The organism is Desulfobulbus elongatus DSM 2908, assembly GCF_000621145.1.
GTDB classification, from domain to species: domain Bacteria; phylum Desulfobacterota; class Desulfobulbia; order Desulfobulbales; family Desulfobulbaceae; genus Desulfobulbus; species Desulfobulbus elongatus.
Window position 1 is genome coordinate 47273 of the sequence record NZ_JHZB01000023.1, and the last position, 18966, is coordinate 66238.

An 18966-nucleotide genomic window follows, 5' to 3' on the forward strand; every position below is an offset into this window, starting at 1 on the left:
TTCCGTGGATGATAATGTGGTGCCGAAGAGAAGACTCGAACTTCCACTGGGGAACCCCAACTAGACCCTGAACCTAGCGCGTCTACCAATTCCGCCACTTCGGCACTGCGGCAGCCAATATGCTCGCCGCGAGGTTGTTTGTCAAGCAATTCTTTGCAGCGGTGCCGAATGTTTGGGGATAGGAGGCGCTGCGACCGCCCTGAAGGGTGGCATCGGTGGAGGGCACCACAGAGACGGGTGGATCACGCCATGTTGTGCAGGCGCCGGTCTGAGCGCAGAAATGAAGCGCCGTCCCGGCCGTTCCGAAAAAGAATGCTGACTGTATGGGCCGGTTCCAAGGATGCGGGTCAGCAGCGATCTCCTGCCCGGCAAACGGCATGAACTGTTTGCGTGTTTTCCCGATTTGAGGTACATATCCCCTTTTCCATGGTCGCGAGAATATTCCCGACCACCGGGAATTCACTGTTTGTCTATGCACCGAGTCCGCCGGAATCCGGCGGAGCTTCCATGGAAATATTCACTGACCTCAACGAGATCACGACCCCTTTTCCGCAGGCGCACATCACCATCGGCAACTTCGACGGCGTGCATCTCGGCCACCAGAAGCTGTTCGATCAGGTGGTGGCCCGCGCCCGGCAGAACGGGGGCACCAGCGTGGCCGTCACCTTCGATCCCCATCCGCTCAAGGTGCTGAGCCCGCAGGGTATCCGGCTGATTTCGACCACTCCCCAGAAGATCGAGCTGATCGGCCGGGCCGGGATCGACGTGCTGGTGATCATTCCCTTCACCCGCGAGATGGCGATGACCACGGCGGACGAATTCGTGGACAAGGTCCTGCTCGGCCGGCTGGGCATGCGCGATCTGGTGGTCGGCTACGATTACGCCATGGGCAAGGGCCGCCAGGGCGATACCGCCTTTCTGCAGCGGCAGGGCGAGGAAAAGGGCTTTTCGGTGATGGTGATGCCCGCCCATTACGAGCAGGGCATGCTGGTGTCCAGCAGCCGGATCAGGGAGTTGGTGGCCGCCGGCAAGATGGGGGATGTCCGCAGGCTGCTCGGCCGGTGGTATCAGATCCGCGGCGACGTGCAGTGGGGTCGCCGGCGTGGCGGCAGCCAACTCGGCTTTCCCACCGCCAATCTGTATCTCTCCGAGGAGGATCTCTGCCCGAAGCGGGGCGTGTACGTCACCCAGGTCATCTACGACGGCAGACAGTACGGCGGCGTCTCCAACATCGGCTACAACCCGACCTTCGGCGACACGAGCCTGGTGGCGGAAACCCATATTTTCGATTTCAACGCCGATATTTACGGCCGGCCGTTGAAGATCAATCTCCTGCGGCATCTGCGCAGCGAGATCGCCTTCAGCGGAATAGACGCCCTGTCCCGGCAGATCCGCCGGGACATCGAGGTGGCGCGCAAGGTGCTGGCCAAGGAGCAGCAGAAAAGGCTGATCGCCTATCACCGCGAGACCGAGGCATGACAACCGCTCTTGCGTGCGGGCCGTTCGTGCCTATACTTGTAACAAATTTTTCGCCGGAATGGCCGGAATCTGCCGGCTCAGGTTTTGTTTTGACACGCACTATATAAAAGGTTGTCCATATGACGGAAGCACCAAAAACTGCCGATCTCGGGGCAGTGATCGACGAATTGGAAAAGGTGGTGGCCGAAAAACCGAACAATGTCATGGCCCGGCACCATCTCGGCCTGGTCTACCGGCAGGTGGGGCGGATCGACGAGGCCATCGCCCAGTTGGAGAAGGCCATCGAGTTGGACAACCAGTCCATGGAGTCGATGATCAACCTCGGTGCCATCTTCTTCGACCGCGGCGATACCGACCGGGCCCTGGAACTGAACCGGCAGGCCCTGGCCATCAGCCCGGACATGGCCGAGGCCCATGTCAATATCGGCCTCATCCGTCAGCACCGCGGCGAGGTCGACCAGGCCATCGAATGTTACTCCAGGGCGGTACAGATCGATCCCAAGCTGCTCACCGCCTGGATCAACCTGACCTCGGCCTACACCATGGTCGAGGAGGACGACAAGGCGGTGGACGCGGCCCGCCAGGCCGTCACGCTGGAACCCGATTCGGCGATGGCGCGCAACAATCTGGCGGTGGCGCTTTATTTCAAGGGCGCGTATCAGGAGTCCTGGAAAAACATGGACAAGGCCCGCGAACTGGGCTACAGCGTCGATTCCCGCTTTGTCGACGCCCTGAAGGCGAAGCTGTCGTAAGTATCATGGGCAGCAAGGCGGAAGCGATCGTCAAACCCTGGTGTCCGTTCTGCGGCATGGACATCGGCCGGCCAACCGAGGGCATCCAGCGCAAGATGCGCGAGTTCCCCATGGGCACCTGCGAGTGCGGCGCGGTCTATGTCAGCGACACCACCGGACACAACATCGGCGCGGCCATGGTCGAGTGTCTGGTCAGCGCCTGCAACGATCAGGGGGATCTCGCCTGGGAGCTGGTTCCCGAAGACGATTATCTGACAGGCATCATCGAGGATTACGACGAGGTCACCCATCAGGTGGTGCCCAAGCGCAACCTCGACGGCCGAGCCGTGCGCGGCGTTCTTTTTTTTGTCCGCCTGCACAAGGAGATGGCCGAACTGGTCAAGCGCTTTACGCCGGAGGCGGCGCCCCGGCCAGTCGGGCAGGCTGAAAACGACGAAACGCCGGCGGCTGGTGCGCCGGTAGTGGAGACGGCCCCTGATCCCAAGCGGGTCAGGCAGCGGGCGGACAAGCAGGCGGTCAAGGAGTTGGCCCGGCGCGGCGACATCGACGGGCTGGTGGCGCTCTATTATGACGACCGCAAGGTGCTGCGCTATCTCCAGCGGCTTTTGTACGAACCCGACACCGGCATGCGCTATCGCACCGCCTGGGTGCTGGGCCAGGTGTGCGGCCGGGTGGCCACCTGCGAGCCCGGCCCGGTGGCGGACCTCCTTCACCGGTTGTTCGAGGCCTGTTCCGATTCGGCGGCCAGTTCCTGGGGAATGGTCGAGGCCATCGGTGCGATCATCGCCGCCCGGCCCGACATTTACGGCGCCTTTACCCGGCACCTGTTCAATTTCATGGGCGATCCGGGCACCCGCGAGGCGGTGCTCTGGGGGTTGGGCGAGATTGCCGCCACCCGGCCCGATTTGATCCGCAAAATTCCCTTTTACGCCCTGTTCCCGGTGCTCAACCATGCCAATCCGGTGTTCCGGGGACTGACCCTGCGGCTACTCGGCCGCATCAGGGCCAAGGAAGCGGGGTTCCAGATCATGGGGTTGCAGCATGACGCCACCCCCATCACCATGTACGAACAGGGGCAGCCCGTCGAAACAACCGTGGCCGAGCTGTCCGTCCAGGCCACCCGGACCATTCATGAGGAAGAGCCCCATGGCGAGTGAGTTTATCCAGCCGTTGCAGAACATCGGCCCCGTGGCCAAGGAAACGGGCGGCGCGCAAGAGGAAGAGGACCAGGCCAAAAAGGATTACCGCGAAGGCCGCAAGTTGTACGGGGACGGCGAATATGCCCAGGCGGCCATCGCCTTCCACAATGCCCTGCGGGGATTCGAGGAGCAGAACAACCAGGCCGGGGTGGCCAACGCCTCCGACCGGCTGGGCGACGCCTGCCTGGCCCGCGGCGAGTACGCCATGGCCATTGCCAACTATCAGCGGGCGCACGCCATCTGCGAAAAGGAAGACGACAGTTTTTCCGTGCTGGCGCTGAACAAGAAGATGGCCGCCGCCTACCGCAAGCTGGGCGATCAGGCCAAGGCCCTGGAGTTGCTCTACGATATATTGGAGCATTATCGCCTGACCAACAATCCCAAGGGAGCGGTCGAGGTATTGATCGTGATCGGCGAGACCTATCTCGAACAGGGGGAACGGCTGAAGGCGGCCGATGCCTACCGCTCGGTGGCCGGCATCCATGGCCACTTCAGACATGCGCGCCTGGCCGAGGAGTTCAACCGGCGGGCCGCTGATCTGGAGCAAGGGGAATAGATGTTCACCGGGATCATCCAGGGGCTGGGCACGCTCTTTGAGAAGCGGCCGTCCGGCGGTGGCATGATCTTCGGTCTGGAAGCCGGCTTCGACCTCACCGACCCGGAGGAGGGCGAGTCGATCGCGGTCAACGGCGCCTGTCTGACGGCCCGGAACATCAAGGGCAACCGGTTCTATGTCGACGTCTCGCCGGAGAGTCTGGCCCGGACCGGATTGGGCCGGTTGCAGACCGGTGCCAGAGTCAATCTGGAGCGGGCCCTGCGGCTCTGCGACCGGCTGGGCGGCCATCTGGTCAGCGGCCATGTCGATGCCCAGGGCCAGCTCCGCCAGCGGCGGCCAGCGGGAGATTTCACCCTGTTCACCTTTTCCCTGGAACCGGGATTGACCAGGTATGTGATTGAAAAAGGGTCGATCACCATCAACGGCGTCAGTCTGACCGTGAACAGCTGCGACCGCGACCGGTTTTCGGTGTCCATCATCCCCCATACCCTGGCGGTGACCACTTTAGGGGCACTCAGGGAAGGGGATTGGGTCAACATCGAGGTGGACATGATCGGCAAGTATGTGGAAAAGCTGCTGGCTGAGCAATCCGCGGGGGGCGGGAACCAGTCCCGCATCAACCCCGCCTTTCTCGCCGAGCACGGTTTTTTGAAATAGCTCCGGGTGCCGGGCAAGGCATTGCCGGGGCGCGAATGGTTGGTATGTTGCATGGGGAACGGGCGACGCCCTTTTTCTGAAAGAGGCATGGTATGGCTGTCAGTTCGATTGAGGAAGTTGTAGAGGACATCAGGGCCGGGAAGATGGTCATCCTGGTGGACGACGAGGACCGGGAAAACGAGGGCGATTTGTGCATGGCGGCCGAGTTGGTGACGCCCGAGGCCATCAATTTCATGGCGACCCATGGCCGTGGCCTGATCTGCCTGGCTCTGAGCCCGGACATTGTCGAACAGTTGGGGCTGCCGATGATGGTGCCCAACAACCAGTCGCCCTTCGGCACCGGGTTCACCATCAGCATCGAGGCCCGTACCGGTGTGAGCACCGGCATCTCGGCGGCGGATCGGGCGCGGACCATCGAGGCGGCCGTCCATCCCAAGGCCACGCCCCGCGACATCATCAGCCCCGGCCATATCTTTCCCCTGCGCGCCCGCGGCGGCGGCGTCCTGGTCCGGACCGGCCAGACCGAAGGATCGGTCGATTTGGCCCGGATCGCCGGTTTGCGCACCGCCGGCATCATCTGCGAGATCATGAAGGAAGACGGGACCATGGCCCGGATGCCCGATCTGGAGATATTCGCCGAGCAGCACGGGCTCAAGATCGCCACGATCGCCGATCTGGTCGCCTACCGGTTGCGCAAGGACGTCCTGGTCCGACGCGCCGCCGAGGCCCGGCTGCCCACTTTCCACGCCGGCGAATTCCGCCTGATCGCCTATCAGAACGATGTCGACCGGCAGGAGCACGTGGCCCTGATCAAAGGCGAAATCAACCCGGACGAGCCGGTGATGGTGCGGGTGCATTCCGAATGCCTGACCGGCGATGTCTTCGGCTCCGCCCGCTGCGACTGCGGCTCCCAACTGCACGCCGCCATGCGCATGGTCGAGCAGGAAGGCAAGGGCGTGGTGCTGTACATGCGCCAGGAGGGCCGGGGCATCGGCCTGATCAACAAACTGAAGGCCTACAAGCTGCAGGACAGCGACGGTCTGGACACGGTCGAGGCCAACATCCGCCTCGGGTTCAAGCCCGACCTGCGCGATTACGGCATCGGCGCCCAGATTCTCCGTGATCTCGGCGTGCGGAAGATGCGGCTTTTGACCAACAATCCGAAAAAGATCATCGGACTGGAAGGCTACGGTCTCGAAGTGGTCGATCGACTGCCCATCGAGATCCCCGGCGAGGACGAGAACAAGGACTATCTCCGCACCAAGCGCGACAAGATGGGCCACCTCCTGGAGCTGTACGGCGACATGCCGATGGGCTGCGTCACCAGGGATCCGTGATCTCTAATTAATAAGGAACGAACATGGCACATTATCTGGAAGGACATCTGCAGGGGGCGGGACGGAAAATCGGCATCGTGGTGGCCCGCTTCAACTCCTTTATTTCGGAAAAACTGCTGGAAGGGGCGATCGACAGTCTGGTGCGTTCCGGCGTGAACAGCGACGACATCGTGGTGGCCCGGGTTCCCGGCGCCTTCGAGATCCCGCTGGTGGCCCAGAAAATGGCCCGCTCGGGCACATACCATGCGGTGCTTTGTCTGGGAGCGGTGATTCGCGGCGCCACCCCACATTTCGACTATGTGGCCGGCGAGGTCGCCAAGGGCACGGCCCAGGTAATGCTCGACACCGGCGTGCCGATCCTGTTCGGCGTGCTGACCACCGAGACCATTGAGCAGGCCATCGAGCGGGCCGGCACCAAGGCCGGCAACAAGGGCTCGGATGTGGCCATCGCCGCCCTGGAGATGATCAATCTGCTCGATGCGGTGGGCTGATCGCATGCGGCGGACCGGTCCGTCGTTTTCCTCATTGAATTTTTCTCTTCTCTCGGCTTGGCGGTATGGGATTACGGCGTAAATCTCGGGAATTGGCCCTGCAATTCCTCTTCAGCCACGATTTTCAGGAGCGTGCAGGCGCTCCCGATTTGGTGACGCGGGACTGGGAGCGCTTCTGCCAGAGTTTCGAGGCCGGGCAAAAAGCCATGCCCTACGGCCGCAGTCTGGTCGAGGGGATCTGCCGCCATCTTGGCGAGATCGATGCCCTGCTGGCCGGACACTCCCACAATTGGCGACTGGAACGGATGTCCTCGGTCGACCGGAACATTCTTCGCGTCGCCGTGTTCGAGTTGCGGTATGGCGACGATGTTCCCGCCCAGGTGGCGATCAACGAAGCGCTGGAGATCGCCAAACGGTACTCCATCGACGAGTCGGTGGCCTTCATCAACGGCATTCTCGACGCCATTCAAGTCGCTGGTTCAAACTGACTGTACGATCATCTCCCCGGTCAAACCTGCCCGCCGTCCGCAGGGCGGGCTCGTTGTGCCGGCTCATTGTCTCCGTCTGTCCCGGATCGGGAAAGGCCACGCATGCTCCCGGAGGTGCCCCGGCACCCGGCACCCGGCACCCGGCATCCGAGGCGCTTTTTGCTCTTTTGGGGAAAATGAGGTAAGAATGCCGCGAGTCGCGGCGTGGCGCTGATGCGTTCCGCGTCCCGACGCGGCGGCAGAGAGGTGCTCCTCGGGGGCATATGGATGAACCGCGGCCGCGAGGGCGGTCGGGATGGCCTGGGTGACCGGACGTCATGGCGCAACAGCACGACAGGAAAGAAGGAGGAAGGCAACAGGAGGTGCTGGCGTTGCTGCTCCTGTTCCTGGCCCTGTTTTTTCTCATCGCCCTCGGCAGCTATCTTTTCCCTCTCCTCGGCCCGGAACCGGCGCGGCAGGCGCCGTCCGCCAACTGGTGCGGCACCATCGGCTTCTATGCGGCCCATTATCTTTTCTCCTTTCTCGGCCTGATCGGCTTTTTCCCGATCATGCTCCTGGGGTATGCCGTGGGAGCGACCCTGCTGGCCCGCACGGTCACGGACCGATTGCCTGCCATCGTTGTCGGCATATCCGGGATCATGCTCAGTTCCTCCGGTTTGTTCGGGGCCATGGATCAATTGGTAGTTCCCGCCGCCTTCATCGTCCCGGGCGGCTATCTCGGCGCTCTGGTCTGGCGTCTGCTCAGCGGCGCCATCGGCAGTGCCGGCACGATGCTGGTCCTGCTGCTGCTGTTGCTGCTGTCGCTGATGGCGGCGGTCCGTTTTTCCCCTCTGGGACTGCTGCGCCGCCGGGATCGCGTTGTCCCGCCGCCTGCGGAACCCGCCGAGCCCCGGAATCCTCCGATCACAATGCAGAAGCCACGGGACCAGGAGCCTCAGGATGATGATGCCGCCCCGACGCAGGACGAATCCCAGCCCCAGGTCCACAATTCTCGTAAGATCGATGCGCCGCCACCGATCAGGGAGCGAAAGCGCGGTCCGAAGCCAGCCAGGAAAGGGCAGTACCGGCTGCCGCCGCTGTCCCTGCTGGATCGGTATGCGGAAGAGGACGTCGAGCTGAGCCGCGAGCACTACTACGAGGTGAGCGCCACCTTGACGGCCAAGCTCCAGGATTTCGGCGTTCAGGGGACAGTGGCCGGGATCTCGCCCGGACCGGTGGTGACGACGTATGAATTCTCGCCGGCGCCGGGGGTGAAAATCAACCGGATCGTGACCTTGGCCGATGATCTGGCCATGGTGCTCCGCGTCGACCGGGTGCGGATTGTCGGTTCCATCCCCGGCAAGGCGGCCATCGGCATCGAAATACCGAATCCGGTCCGCAAGACGGTCTTTCTGCGGGATATCCTCACCACCCCCGAGTATCAGGAGGCGCCATCGTTCCTGACTTTGGCCCTCGGTTTCGACGTCATCGGTCAGCCGGTGGTCGCCAACCTGGCCCGCATGCCGCATCTGCTCATCGCCGGTGCCACCGGTGCGGGCAAATCGGTGGCGATCAATGCCTTCATCGCTTCGATCCTGTTCAGGGCGACGCCGCAGGAGGTTCGCCTGCTCATGATCGACCCCAAACGGATCGAACTGTCGGTTTACGATGACATTCCCCATCTGCTCCATCCCGTGGTGGTGGAGGCGAAAATGGCCTCGCGGGCCCTGCAGTGGGCGGTTCGGGAAATGGAACGCCGCTACCGCCTGCTGGAGGAGAGGCGGGTCAAATCCTTTGCCTCGTACAACCAGGTGGCCGAGGAGAAACTCCCCTCCATCGTGATCATTGTCGACGAGCTGGCCGACCTGATGATGGTGGCCTCCAAGGACGTCGAGACCTCGATAGCCCGTCTGGCCCAGATGGCGCGTGCGGCGGGCATGCACATCATCCTGGCCACGCAGCGGCCTTCGGTCGATGTCCTCACCGGCCTGATCAAGGCCAACTTTCCCACCCGCATTTCTTTCAAGGTCTCGTCGAAGGTCGACTCCCGAACCATCCTCGACGGCTCCGGCGCCGAACATCTGCTCGGCATGGGCGACATGCTGTTTCTGCCTCCCGGCGCGGCCAAGCTGCAGCGCATCCACGGCGCCTTCATCTCCGAGCAGGAGACGGACCGGCTGGTCGCCTATCTCAAAACCCAGGGCCTCGCCGACTATGATGAATCGGTGTTGCAGGGGATCGAGGAGACTGCGGAGAGCGTCGATGGGGAGGGTGAAGAGTATGACGAGAAATATGATGAGGCCGTCGCCGTGGTCACCGAGACCGGCCAGGCTTCGATATCCATGGTCCAGCGGCGCTTGCGGGTCGGGTACAACCGCGCCGCGCGCATGATCGAGATCATGGAGAAAGAGGGTATCGTCGGGCCGGCCGACGGTTCGCGGCCGCGCGAGGTCCTGGTTCGCTCGACCTATTCTGAAATCGACTGACCCCCTGCCGGAGCGGATTCGACCGGCTGCCGATTGCCCGGCGAATCGACGTCGGGTGCCGGATAAAAATTCGTCATGGCGGACCGGCCCGCAGCATATATCCATATTTCTGATGCTTTCGTTAAGTTTTGCTGTTCAGCCCTGTTTTGACGATTTTTCTTGACATCGAGATGGCAACAAATTAAAAGTGTCACAGGCTGGAAATGAGTGGCTGTTCATTTTTTCACCATGGAAAATTGTTTGAAAATGCGTGTAAAATGAAAGGGCTGCGCACCTGGCTGTGGTGGAAAACGGATGGCCTCGCACCATGCGTATGTGTTTCTTTTGAAGAGAGAAGTCAGAGGTTGATGGTGGCCCAGATCGGGCGCCATAATGGAAAATCCAAGTGAGGAGGTAGTTTAATGCCAAGTTACGTAGATCCTTCAAAGTGTGATGGTTGCAAGGGTGGAGATAAAACCGCCTGCATGTACATCTGCCCCAACGACCTGATGGTGCTCAACGTTGAGGCCATGAGGGCGTACAATCAGGAGCCGGATGCATGCTGGGAGTGCTATTCCTGTGTGAAGATCTGCCCGCAGGGTGCGATCTTTGTTCGTGGTTACGACGACTTCGTGCCGTTGGGCGGTCAGGTGCACCCGATGCGGTCTTCCGACTCCATCATGTGGACCGTCAAGTTCCGCAACGGCAACGTCAAACGTTTCAAATTCCCCATCCGGACAACCGCTGAAGGCGCTTCCAACGAGTATGCCGGTCAGAAGGGTGCCAATCTGGATGACGAATGCTTGCTGCTCGAGAGCAACCTGCCGGCTCCTACCAAATTGGCCTAAGTGTCGAGGCGGGTTGAGGTTTCATTAACGTTCTATTCACTAATACTGAGGAGATAGAAATATGGCATTACCGAATAAGCCAAAAGGCGAGCTTGCTGCCGTTGTCGATCCGGAAATCGTTGAGCATAGCTGTGATGTGCTGATCGTTGGTGGTGGTATGGCTGCCTGCGGCGCCGCTTTCGAGATCAAGAAGTGGGCACCCGAAGGCATGAAGATCATTCTCTGCGACAAGGCCGCCATGGAGCGTTCCGGCGCCGTTGCCCAGGGGCTGTCCGCCATCAACACCTACATCGGCGAGAACGCCATCGAAGACTATGTCAAGATGGTCCGCAACGACCTGATGGGCGTTGTCCGCGAAGACCTGATCTATGACCTTGGCCGTCACGTTGACGAGTCCGTTAAGCTCTTCGAGGAGTGGGGTCTGCCCGTCTGGAAGAAAGCAGAAGACGGTTCCAACCTGGACGGCGCCAAGCCTGCCAAGACCCTGCGCGAGGGTGGTGCTCCGGTCCGTACCGGTAAATGGCAGATCATGATCAACGGCGAGTCCTACAAGTGCGTCGTTGCCGAGCCGGCCAAGAAGGCTCTGGGCGAAGAGAACATCATGGAGCGTATCTTCATCGTCAAGATGCTGCTCGACAAGAACAAAGAGAACACCATCGCCGGTGCGGTCGGTTTCTCTACCCGCGAGAACAAAGTACACGTGTTCAAGTGCAAGGCTGCTCTGGTAGCCTGCGGCGGTGCGGTCAACATCTTCCGTCCGCGGTCCACCGGTGAAGGTAAAGGCCGTGCATGGTATCCGGTATGGAACGCCGGTTCCACCTACACCATGTGTGCCCAGGTCGGCGCAACCCTGACCATGATGGAAAACCGCTTCACCCCGGCGCGTTTCAAAGATGGTTACGGCCCGGTTGGTGCTTGGTTCCTCCTGTTCAAGGCCAAAGTACAGAACGGTCTGGGCGAGTTCTACGCCAACAGCCCGGCCGTCAAGGATGAACTGTCCAAGTTCATGCCGTATGGGCAGTCCGCCGTCACCCCGACCTGTCTGCGCAACCACCTGATGCTCAACGAGTTGAAGGCTGGTCGCGGTCCGATCTACATGGCCACCGACGTCGCCCTCAACGCCTTCCTGGATGCCCAGCGCGCTTCCGGCAAGGATGAGAAAGAGGTGAAGAAGTTCTGGAAGCACCTCGAGTCCGAAGCATGGGAAGACTTCCTGGATATGTCCGTTGGTCAGGCCGGTCTGTGGGCTGGTATGGATATCGAGCCCGAGAAAGTTGGTTCCGAGATCATGCCGACCGAACCCTACATGCTGGGCAGCCACTCCGGTTGTTGCGGTATCTGGACCTCCGGTCCGATGGAAAGCTGGGTACCTGAAGTTGATGGCCCCCGTTCGCATCAGTACAAATGGGGCTACAACCGTATGACCACCGTCAACGGTCTGTTCACCGCCGGTGACGGCGTTGGTGCCTCCGGTCACAAGTTCTCCTCCGGCTCCCATGCCGAGGGGCGTATCGTTGCCAAGCAGATGGTCAAGTACTGCCGCGATAACGCTGGCTTCACCCCCGAACTGGCCCAGACCGCCAAGGAATTGGCCGACGAGGTGTACGCACCGGTCAAATTGTACAATCAGTTCAAGGATGCAACCACCGCAACCGACGTGAACCCGAACTACGTCAAGCCGGCTGGTATGATGATGCGTCTGATGAAGGCCACCGACGAGTACGGCGGCGGCGTTGCCACCTACTACATGACCTCCGGCAAACTGCTCAACATCTGCCTCGACCTGCTTCGTTTGATGCGTGAAGATGCAGAGAAGATGGCTGCCGGCGACCTGCATGAGCTGATGCGTGCCTGGGAGAACTATCACCGCATCTGGTGTGTTGAGACCCACATCCGTCACATCGAGTTCCGGAAAGAGTCCCGTTATCCTGGATTCTACTATCGTTCCGATTACCCGACCTGTGACGATGAGAACTGGAAGTGCTTCGTCAACTCCACCTTCGATCCGAAGAGCAAGGAATGGAAGTGTGAGAAGGTTCCGTGCATCAACATCATTGAGACCAATCCTTGGATCTGATCTCGATAAGACATTGATTGTCTGAATAAAAAAATCTCCAGGCTCCCCTCGCGGAGCCTGGAGATTTTTTGTATGCGAACAGGTTTGTTTTTGTTTGAGTTGAGACGAAAGATGAAGTAGCTTTTCTCATTTCGTATCAATTGAACCAGAAATCACCTTTCATCAATACCAGCAGTTATGGAGGATTGGCATGAGTGACACTGCAGGCAATGGTGCGGTACTGGTTGTGGGTGGCGGTATAAGTGGTCTGACCGCCGCGCTCGAAGCTGCTGAAGTCGGCAACGATGTTTTTCTCATCGAGAAAAACGCGTATTTTGGCGGCCGGGTTGCCCAGCTCAATCAGTATTTCCCCAAACTTTGTCCCCCCACCTGTGGGCTTGAAATCAATTTTAAGCGCATCAAAGACAACCGTCGGATCAGGACCTACACCTTGACGACCGTTAAATCGATCAGCGGCGGTCCGGGCAACTTCGAGGTCCAGCTGGAAACGGCGCCGAGGTATGTCAATTCCAATTGTACGGCCTGCGGCGATTGTGCTCAGGTATGCGGCGACGAGATCGACGATGCCTTCAACTTCGGCATGGGTACGACCAAGGCCGTCTACCTTCCCCATGAGATGGCCTTCCCGCGCCGGTATGTGCTGGCCAAGGAGGCCTGCTCGGCCGCCACACTGGATGCGATCAAGGCTGCCTGCAAATACAATGCGGTTGATCTCGACATGCAGCCCCAGACCTTTACCCTGAAGGTCAGCGCCATCGTCTGGTCGACCGGATGGAATCCCTACGATCCCACCAAGATAACCAATCTGCAGTACAGCTCATCGAACGCCATCATCACCAACATGATGATGGAGCGGTTGGCCGCCGACAACGGCCCGACCAAGGGGAAGATTCTCCGCCCCGGCGATGGCAAGGAGCCCGCCTCCTTCGCCTTCGTGCAATGCGCCGGTTCGCGTGACGAGAACCACCTGCAGCATTGCTCCTATATCTGCTGCATGGCCACCTTCAAACAGATCTCCTACATCCGTGCCCAATATCCGGACGCCAAGATTTACGTCTTTTACATTGATCTGCGCACCCCCGGCAAATATGAGAACTTCCGCGAGAAGTTCATGGCTGATCCGAACACGACCTTCATCAAGGGAAAGGTTGCAGATATTGCCGCCGAGCGCGACGGCGGCGTCACCGTCACCGCCGAAGATGCCATCAACGGGACCAAGATCCATCAAAAAGTCGACCTGTGCATCCTGGCCACCGGCATGGAGCCTGCGCTGGGCGAACAAGGCAAAGCATTGGGCGTGACCATGGATGGCAACGGATTTGTGGTTTCTGATGCGGCTAAGGGAATGTTTTCCGCAGGTTGTGCCAAAGCTGCCGTTGATGTCTATACCAGTGGGCAATCCTCCACGGCAGCTGCCCTTAAAGCAATTCAGATCGGACGGTAGGAGGAAGAGTCAATGAAGAAAGTATATGGTGCATATCTCTGTACTGGTTGCGGCATTGGCGACGTCCTCGATGTTGATGGCCTGAAGGATGCAGCTTCCGATGCCGGCATTGAGATGAAGGAGCATGCCTGTCTGTGCGGTGCGGATGGCCGGGCATTCATCGAGAAGGATATCGCGGAACAAGGCGTGAACACCATCGTGGTCTGCGCCTGCTCTCCCCGCGTCATGCAGCAGGAGTTCAATTTTGGCGAACAGACCATCACCGTTCGCGGCAACCTGCGTGAACATGTCGCCTGGACCGGTTCGTTGAAAGAAGATGGCAGCGTCGACGATTTCCTGCAGGAAATGGGCACGGACTATGTGCGCATGGCCGTGACCAGGGCGCAGAAGACCGAATTGCCCGAGCCGTACAAACTGGAGACTATCTGCAAGAAGATACTGGTCATGGGTGGCGGTATCGCCGGATTGACCGCCGCCAAGGAAGCCGCCAAGGCCGGCTACGAGGTTACCCTTGTCGAGAAGGAAGCGCAGTTGGGCGGCAAGGCCCTTGGCTGGCGGAAAATGTTCCCGACCGCCTATCCGTACACCGACCTTGAGAACCCGAGCATCCAGGATATGATCGCCGAGGTGCAGGGAAACAGCAAGATCACGGTCAGGACCGGAACCGAAGTCGCACGTATCGGCGGATCTCCGGGACAATTCAACGTCACCTTCAAGACTGCGGGCTCCACCACTGAATGGGATGCTCCCGCCAAAGTGACCGCAGAGCAGCAGGATCAGATCAACAAGGGTGAGGTTGAGGATCCCAACAAGGGGCTGCAAAAATACACCAATTTGAATCCGGACGGCGAGATTTTCGGCGCTGTCGTGCTGGCCACGGGTTGGAAACCCGCCGATGTCTTCCAGTATGAGCATCTAGGCTATGGCAAGCTGGCCAATGTGGTGACCAACGCCGAGTTCGAGAAGTTGGCGAAAAACGGCAAGGTTCCCGCGCGGGTCGCCTTTGTCCAGAGCCCAGGCGGTAAGGAAAACGACAAGGATTTCCCATACTGCAACTCGGTCACCTCCATGGTTGCCCTGAAACAGGCCAACTATGTGGTGGAGGACAATCCCGCCGACGGCAAGGCCTATATCCTGTACCAGCACATGCGTACGCCCGGCAATGCCGAGTTTTTCTACAAGGGCATGCAGGCAAAGGATGGCGTCTTCATGACCAAGGCGGCGGTGACCAAGGTGTCTGCCGGCGGCAGCGCGCTGCTCGTTGATGTCGAGGACACCCTGCTGGGCGAGGATCTCCAGTTGGAAGTGGATATGGTCGTTCTTGCCGCCGGCATGGTTCCGACCACAGTTGGCGACAATGTGATCAATCTGGCCTACCGCCAGGGCCCGGCCTTCCTCGATCTCGATCTGTTCGACGGCTATGCCGATTCGCATTTCATCTGCTTCCCGTATGAGACCAGAAGAACCGGTATCTACAACTGTGGTGGTGTCCGCAAGGCCGAAACCATGGAAGAGACCATCGACGACGCCACCGGTGCGGCCCTGAAGGCGATCCAGTGCATCGAGTCGGCCAATCGGGGCGTTGCCGTGCATCCGCGGTCCGGCGATCAGACCTATCCGGATTTCTTCTTCTCCCGCTGTACCCAGTGCAAGCGCTGCACAGAGGAATGTCCCTTCGGTGCCTTGGATGACGACGAGAAAGGCACGCCGCTGCCCAATCCGACCCGGTGCCGGCGTTGCGGCACCTGCATGGGCGCCTGCCCCGAGCGCATCATCAACTTCGCTGACTACAGCATCGACATGATCGGATCGATGGTCAAAGCCATCGAGGTACCCGACGATGACGAGGAAAAACTGCGCATCGCCGTGTTTGTCTGCGAGAACGACGCCTACCCGGCCATCGACATGTCGGGCATGCACCGCAACAAGATGAATCGGCTGGTCCGGTTCATTCCGGTCCGTTGCCTCGGTTCGGTCAACATGGTGTGGATCAAGGATGCCATGTCCTCCGGTATGGACGGCGCATTGCTCCTTGGCTGCAAATACGGCGACGATTACCAGTGCCATTTTGTCAAGGGATCCGAGATCGCCTCGCGGCGCATGGAGAACATCGGCGAGACCCTCGGTTCACTCGGTCTCGAGCCGGAACGGTGCGGTGTTCGTGAAATCGCCATTTCCGACTATGATAAGATTCCGGCGATCATCGACGAGTTTGTCGAGGAAATCGTTGGCATGGGACCGAATCCATTCAAGGGCTTTTGATCGTCTCGGACCGTGTACGCCGCCATTCTCATCTGTCTGAAGGATGGCGGCGCCCTCTTTTTGTCGGTTTTCGCCAAAAAGACTCGATGTGTTGACCATTACCTTTCATGACAGGAGGAAATTAATGTCTATGAACGTGCAACCCGATCTTGAATTTATCAAAGCCATGAAGGCGGCCGGTGGTGACACGTTGAAACAGTGTTACCAATGTGCGACGTGCTCGGTCGCATGTCCGCTTTCCTCTGACAGCAAGCCGTTTCCCCGCAAAGAAATGATTCTTGCCCAATGGGGATTGAAGGACAAGTTGATTACAGACCCGAACGTGTTTTTGTGTCATCACTGCGGCGATTGCACCGAACTCTGCCCGCGCGGTGCCCGTCCCGGCGATGTACTCGGAGCGATCCGCGCCTATGCCTACCGCTCTCTCGGCTGGCCGAAGGGACTTGCGGAATTGTGCAGTTCGGCGAAGAATCTGCCGGTACTCATCGGCATCCCGGCCGTCGTCATCTTTGTGATGTGGTTGATCTCCGGAGGCATGCACATCCCGTCAGGTGAGCAGTTTGCCAAAGCCGGATATACACAGTTCTTCGGCCATTGGGATTTTCGTCTGTTGGCCAAGAACGTTCTTTTTATCGACATCATCATGTTGACCGCCGTTGGCATCGCCGTGACATCGGTGTACAAGGGTGTGTCGGCCCTGTGGCAGGGCATGTCGGCATCCATCGGGCAGAACGATGTCCCTTACCGACCGTCGGTCCCCCAATTTGTGAAACAGTTCCTGTGGCCGGCAATCCTTGAGATCCTTGAGCATAAGCGATTCCGCGAATGCACCGTGAATGCCGACCGGGTCAAGGGACATCGCCCTTTGGTCTTCGCATTTATCGGCCTGTTCATCGTCACCTGCTACTCGCTCTTCACCCAGGACGTGATCGGCATCTGGATTCCTTCCATGCATGGACCTATCTCCATGTGGAACCCGATCAAGTTGCTGGCCAACGTCTCGGCTGTCGCCATGATTGTCGGCGTTGGCATCCTCTGGATGAACAGAAGCAAAATGGAAGCGGCGGGGAAGGCGGCCAACACGTTTTACGATTGGTTCCTGATCTGGATCATCATGGGGGTTGGCGTGACGGGGCTCGGCGCCGAGATACTCCGCTTGGTCGGTATCGCCTCTCTCGGCTATATCGTGTATTATCTGCATCTTATTTCCGTGGTGATGCTTTTCCTGTACATGCCGTACACCAAATTTGCCCATATCGTGTACCGCACTTTCGCCATGGCATTCGAGCGCTATCGCGATTCCTCGTACATCAAGAATCCGTTGAACGGATAACCTCGGTCACATGGGTCGATACCAAACCGGGAAGTTCTCTTCCCGGTTTTTTTATTGAATGACTTCAGTAAAAACATATTGATTTTTAAATTTTGTAGGGTATATTTTTCGGGCTCATGCTGGCGTAGCTCAATTGGCAGAGCACCTGATTTGTAATCAGGGGGTTGCGGGTTCAAGTCCCATCGCCAGCTCCAGGAGATTGAGAAGACAAGAGCCAGAAAGCGGCTGGCGGGATGCGCGTTATCAGCTTTCTTGCTCTTGTCTTTTGGTGATACAGTGGAGGGGTTCCCGAGCGGCCAAAGGGAACAGACTGTAAATCTGTCGGCGGAGCCTTCGGAGGTTCGAATCCTCCCCCCTCCACCACATCCTGGTTCAGCGGTGTCGTCTTGGTTGTGCAGTTTTGCAGGGGTTAAGCGGGAATAGCTCAATGGTAGAGCATCAGCCTTCCAAGCTGAGGGTTGCGGGTTCGAGTCTCGTTTCCCGCTCCAGTATCACCTGGTAGAGGCCAAGCGACAGGGCAACTATTCACCGCGACGATCTTCGCCCACGTAACTCAGGGGTAGAGTACCTCCTTGGTAAGGAGGAAGCCATCGGTTCAAATCCGATCGTGGGCTCCAAAGTAGCAATCGATTAAGCACAGGATCGATTGAGTCTGATTGAACATTTGTCCAAGGAGACATGAGATGGCGAAGGAAAAATTTACGCGGACGAAGCCGCATGTCAATGTCGGAACAATCGGTCATATAGACCATGGTAAAACAACGTTGACGGCGGCGATAACCCGGGTGCTGTCGACGAAGGGGATGGCGAAGTTCACTGATTTCAGTGAGATTGACAAGGCCCCTGAGGAGAAGGAGCGCGGGATCACGATTGCGACGGCGCATGTTGAGTACGAGACTCCGAGCCGTCATTACGCACATGTGGACTGTCCCGGCCATGCGGACTATATCAAGAACATGATCACCGGAGCGGCGCAGATGGACGGTGCCATCCTGGTGGTGGCGGCCACGGACGGCCCCATGCCGCAAACGCGTGAACATATTCTTCTGGCCCGTCAGGTCGGTGTTCCTGCGATGGTGGTCTTCCTGAACAAGTGCGACATGGTCGACGATCCCGAACTGATTGAGCTGGTGGAGATGGAGTTACGGGAGTTGTTGGACAAGTATGATTTTCCCGGCGACGAGATTCCGATCATCCAGGGTTCGGCACTGAATGCGTTGGAGTATCCGGAGGACGAGGTCAAGGCCAAGTGCATCTGGGATCTGATGGAGGCGGTGGACACGTATATTCCGCAGCCTGAGCGAGCGATCGACAAGCCGTTTTTGATGCCTGTTGAGGATGTGTTCTCCATATCGGGGCGTGGCACAGTGGCGACGGGTCGTATCGAGCGCGGCGTCATCCACGTGGGTGACGAGGTGGAGATCGTTGGTATCCGTCCGACGAGCAAGACGACGTGCACGGGCGTGGAGATGTTCCGGAAGCTGCTTGACGAGGGTCAGGCGGGCGACAACATTGGCGCCTTGCTTCGCGGCGTCAAGCGTGAGGAGGTTGTGCGCGGTCAGGTGCTGGCCAAACCCGGCTCGATCAAGCCGCACAAGA

At 59.2% G+C, this 18966-nt stretch carries 15 protein-coding genes and 5 tRNA genes; 19 read left to right on the plus strand and 1 reads right to left on the minus strand.

Annotation, left to right across the window (positions count from 1 at the left end; genetic code table 11):
* Nucleotides 1-17: 17 nt before the first annotated feature.
* Nucleotides 18-104: transfer RNA gene (locus Q362_RS0112050), tRNA-Leu, on the minus strand.
* A gap of 403 nt (nt 105-507) precedes the next feature.
* Between Q362_RS0112050 and Q362_RS0112055 the strand changes: the two genes are divergently transcribed.
* The 19 genes from Q362_RS0112055 to tuf all read left to right on the plus strand — a co-directional run.
* Nucleotides 508-1479 (plus strand): bifunctional riboflavin kinase/FAD synthetase, encoded by a 972-nt coding sequence (locus tag Q362_RS0112055; RefSeq protein ID WP_028318899.1) that lies wholly within the window; start codon nt 508-510, stop codon nt 1477-1479.
* Nucleotides 1480-1598: 119 nt separating this feature from the next.
* On the plus strand, nt 1599-2231 hold the full coding sequence (locus Q362_RS0112060; protein WP_028318900.1) for a tetratricopeptide repeat protein: 633 nt from the start codon (nt 1599-1601) through the stop codon (nt 2229-2231).
* A gap of 5 nt (nt 2232-2236) precedes the next feature.
* Nucleotides 2237-3388 carry a DVU0298 family protein gene (locus Q362_RS0112065; RefSeq protein WP_028318901.1) on the plus strand — a complete coding sequence of 384 codons (1152 nt, stop codon included), beginning with the start codon at nt 2237-2239 and terminating at the stop codon, nt 3386-3388.
* Nucleotides 3378-3986, plus strand: coding sequence for a tetratricopeptide repeat protein (locus Q362_RS0112070; protein WP_051554222.1), 609 nt, complete (start codon nt 3378-3380; stop codon nt 3984-3986). Before Q362_RS0112065 ends, Q362_RS0112070 begins: the two co-directional genes overlap by 11 nt.
* On the plus strand, nt 3987-4643 hold the full coding sequence (locus Q362_RS0112075) for a riboflavin synthase (protein ID WP_028318903.1): 657 nt from the start codon (nt 3987-3989) through the stop codon (nt 4641-4643).
* 92 nt (nt 4644-4735) lie between these two features.
* Nucleotides 4736-5980, plus strand: coding sequence for a bifunctional 3,4-dihydroxy-2-butanone-4-phosphate synthase/GTP cyclohydrolase II (locus Q362_RS20430; protein WP_035216558.1), 1245 nt, complete (start codon nt 4736-4738; stop codon nt 5978-5980).
* A gap of 23 nt (nt 5981-6003) precedes the next feature.
* Nucleotides 6004-6471, plus strand: coding sequence for a 6,7-dimethyl-8-ribityllumazine synthase (gene ribH, locus Q362_RS0112085; RefSeq protein ID WP_028318904.1), 468 nt, complete (start codon nt 6004-6006; stop codon nt 6469-6471).
* A gap of 65 nt (nt 6472-6536) precedes the next feature.
* Nucleotides 6537-6959, plus strand: a complete 423-nt coding sequence (gene nusB / locus Q362_RS0112090; protein ID WP_028318905.1) for a transcription antitermination factor NusB — start codon at nt 6537-6539, stop codon at nt 6957-6959.
* 317 nt (nt 6960-7276) lie between these two features.
* Entirely contained in the window at nt 7277-9424 is a 2148-nt protein-coding gene (locus Q362_RS0112095; protein ID WP_028318906.1) for an FtsK/SpoIIIE family DNA translocase, read from the plus strand.
* Between the two features lie 401 nt (nt 9425-9825).
* On the plus strand, nt 9826-10251 hold the full coding sequence (gene aprB, locus Q362_RS0112100; RefSeq protein WP_028318907.1) for an adenylyl-sulfate reductase subunit beta: 426 nt from the start codon (nt 9826-9828) through the stop codon (nt 10249-10251).
* A gap of 61 nt (nt 10252-10312) precedes the next feature.
* The gene (aprA, locus tag Q362_RS0112105) at nt 10313-12328 is read left to right on the plus strand and encodes an adenylyl-sulfate reductase subunit alpha (RefSeq protein WP_028318908.1); all 2016 of its coding nucleotides are present in this window, start codon (nt 10313-10315) and stop codon (nt 12326-12328) included.
* Nucleotides 12329-12518: 190 nt separating this feature from the next.
* Nucleotides 12519-13772, plus strand: a complete 1254-nt coding sequence (locus tag Q362_RS0112110; RefSeq protein ID WP_028318909.1) for a CoB--CoM heterodisulfide reductase iron-sulfur subunit A family protein — start codon at nt 12519-12521, stop codon at nt 13770-13772.
* 12 nt (nt 13773-13784) lie between these two features.
* Nucleotides 13785-16034, plus strand: coding sequence for an FAD-dependent oxidoreductase (locus tag Q362_RS0112115; RefSeq protein ID WP_028318910.1), 2250 nt, complete (start codon nt 13785-13787; stop codon nt 16032-16034).
* A gap of 130 nt (nt 16035-16164) precedes the next feature.
* Nucleotides 16165-17367 carry a quinone-interacting membrane-bound oxidoreductase complex subunit QmoC gene (gene qmoC / locus Q362_RS0112120; protein ID WP_245590218.1) on the plus strand — a complete coding sequence of 401 codons (1203 nt, stop codon included), beginning with the start codon at nt 16165-16167 and terminating at the stop codon, nt 17365-17367.
* Nucleotides 17368-17485: 118 nt separating this feature from the next.
* Nucleotides 17486-17561: transfer RNA gene (locus tag Q362_RS0112125), tRNA-Thr, on the plus strand.
* An 84-nt stretch (nt 17562-17645) separates the two neighbouring features.
* A tRNA-Tyr gene (locus Q362_RS0112130) sits at nt 17646-17730 on the plus strand.
* A 50-nt stretch (nt 17731-17780) separates the two neighbouring features.
* Nucleotides 17781-17855: transfer RNA gene (locus tag Q362_RS0112135), tRNA-Gly, on the plus strand.
* Nucleotides 17856-17909: 54 nt separating this feature from the next.
* Nucleotides 17910-17984, plus strand: a tRNA-Thr gene (locus tag Q362_RS0112140).
* Between the two features lie 66 nt (nt 17985-18050).
* Nucleotides 18051-18966: elongation factor Tu (gene tuf / locus Q362_RS0112145; protein ID WP_028318912.1), on the plus strand; the 916-nt coding region annotated here is incomplete at its 3' end.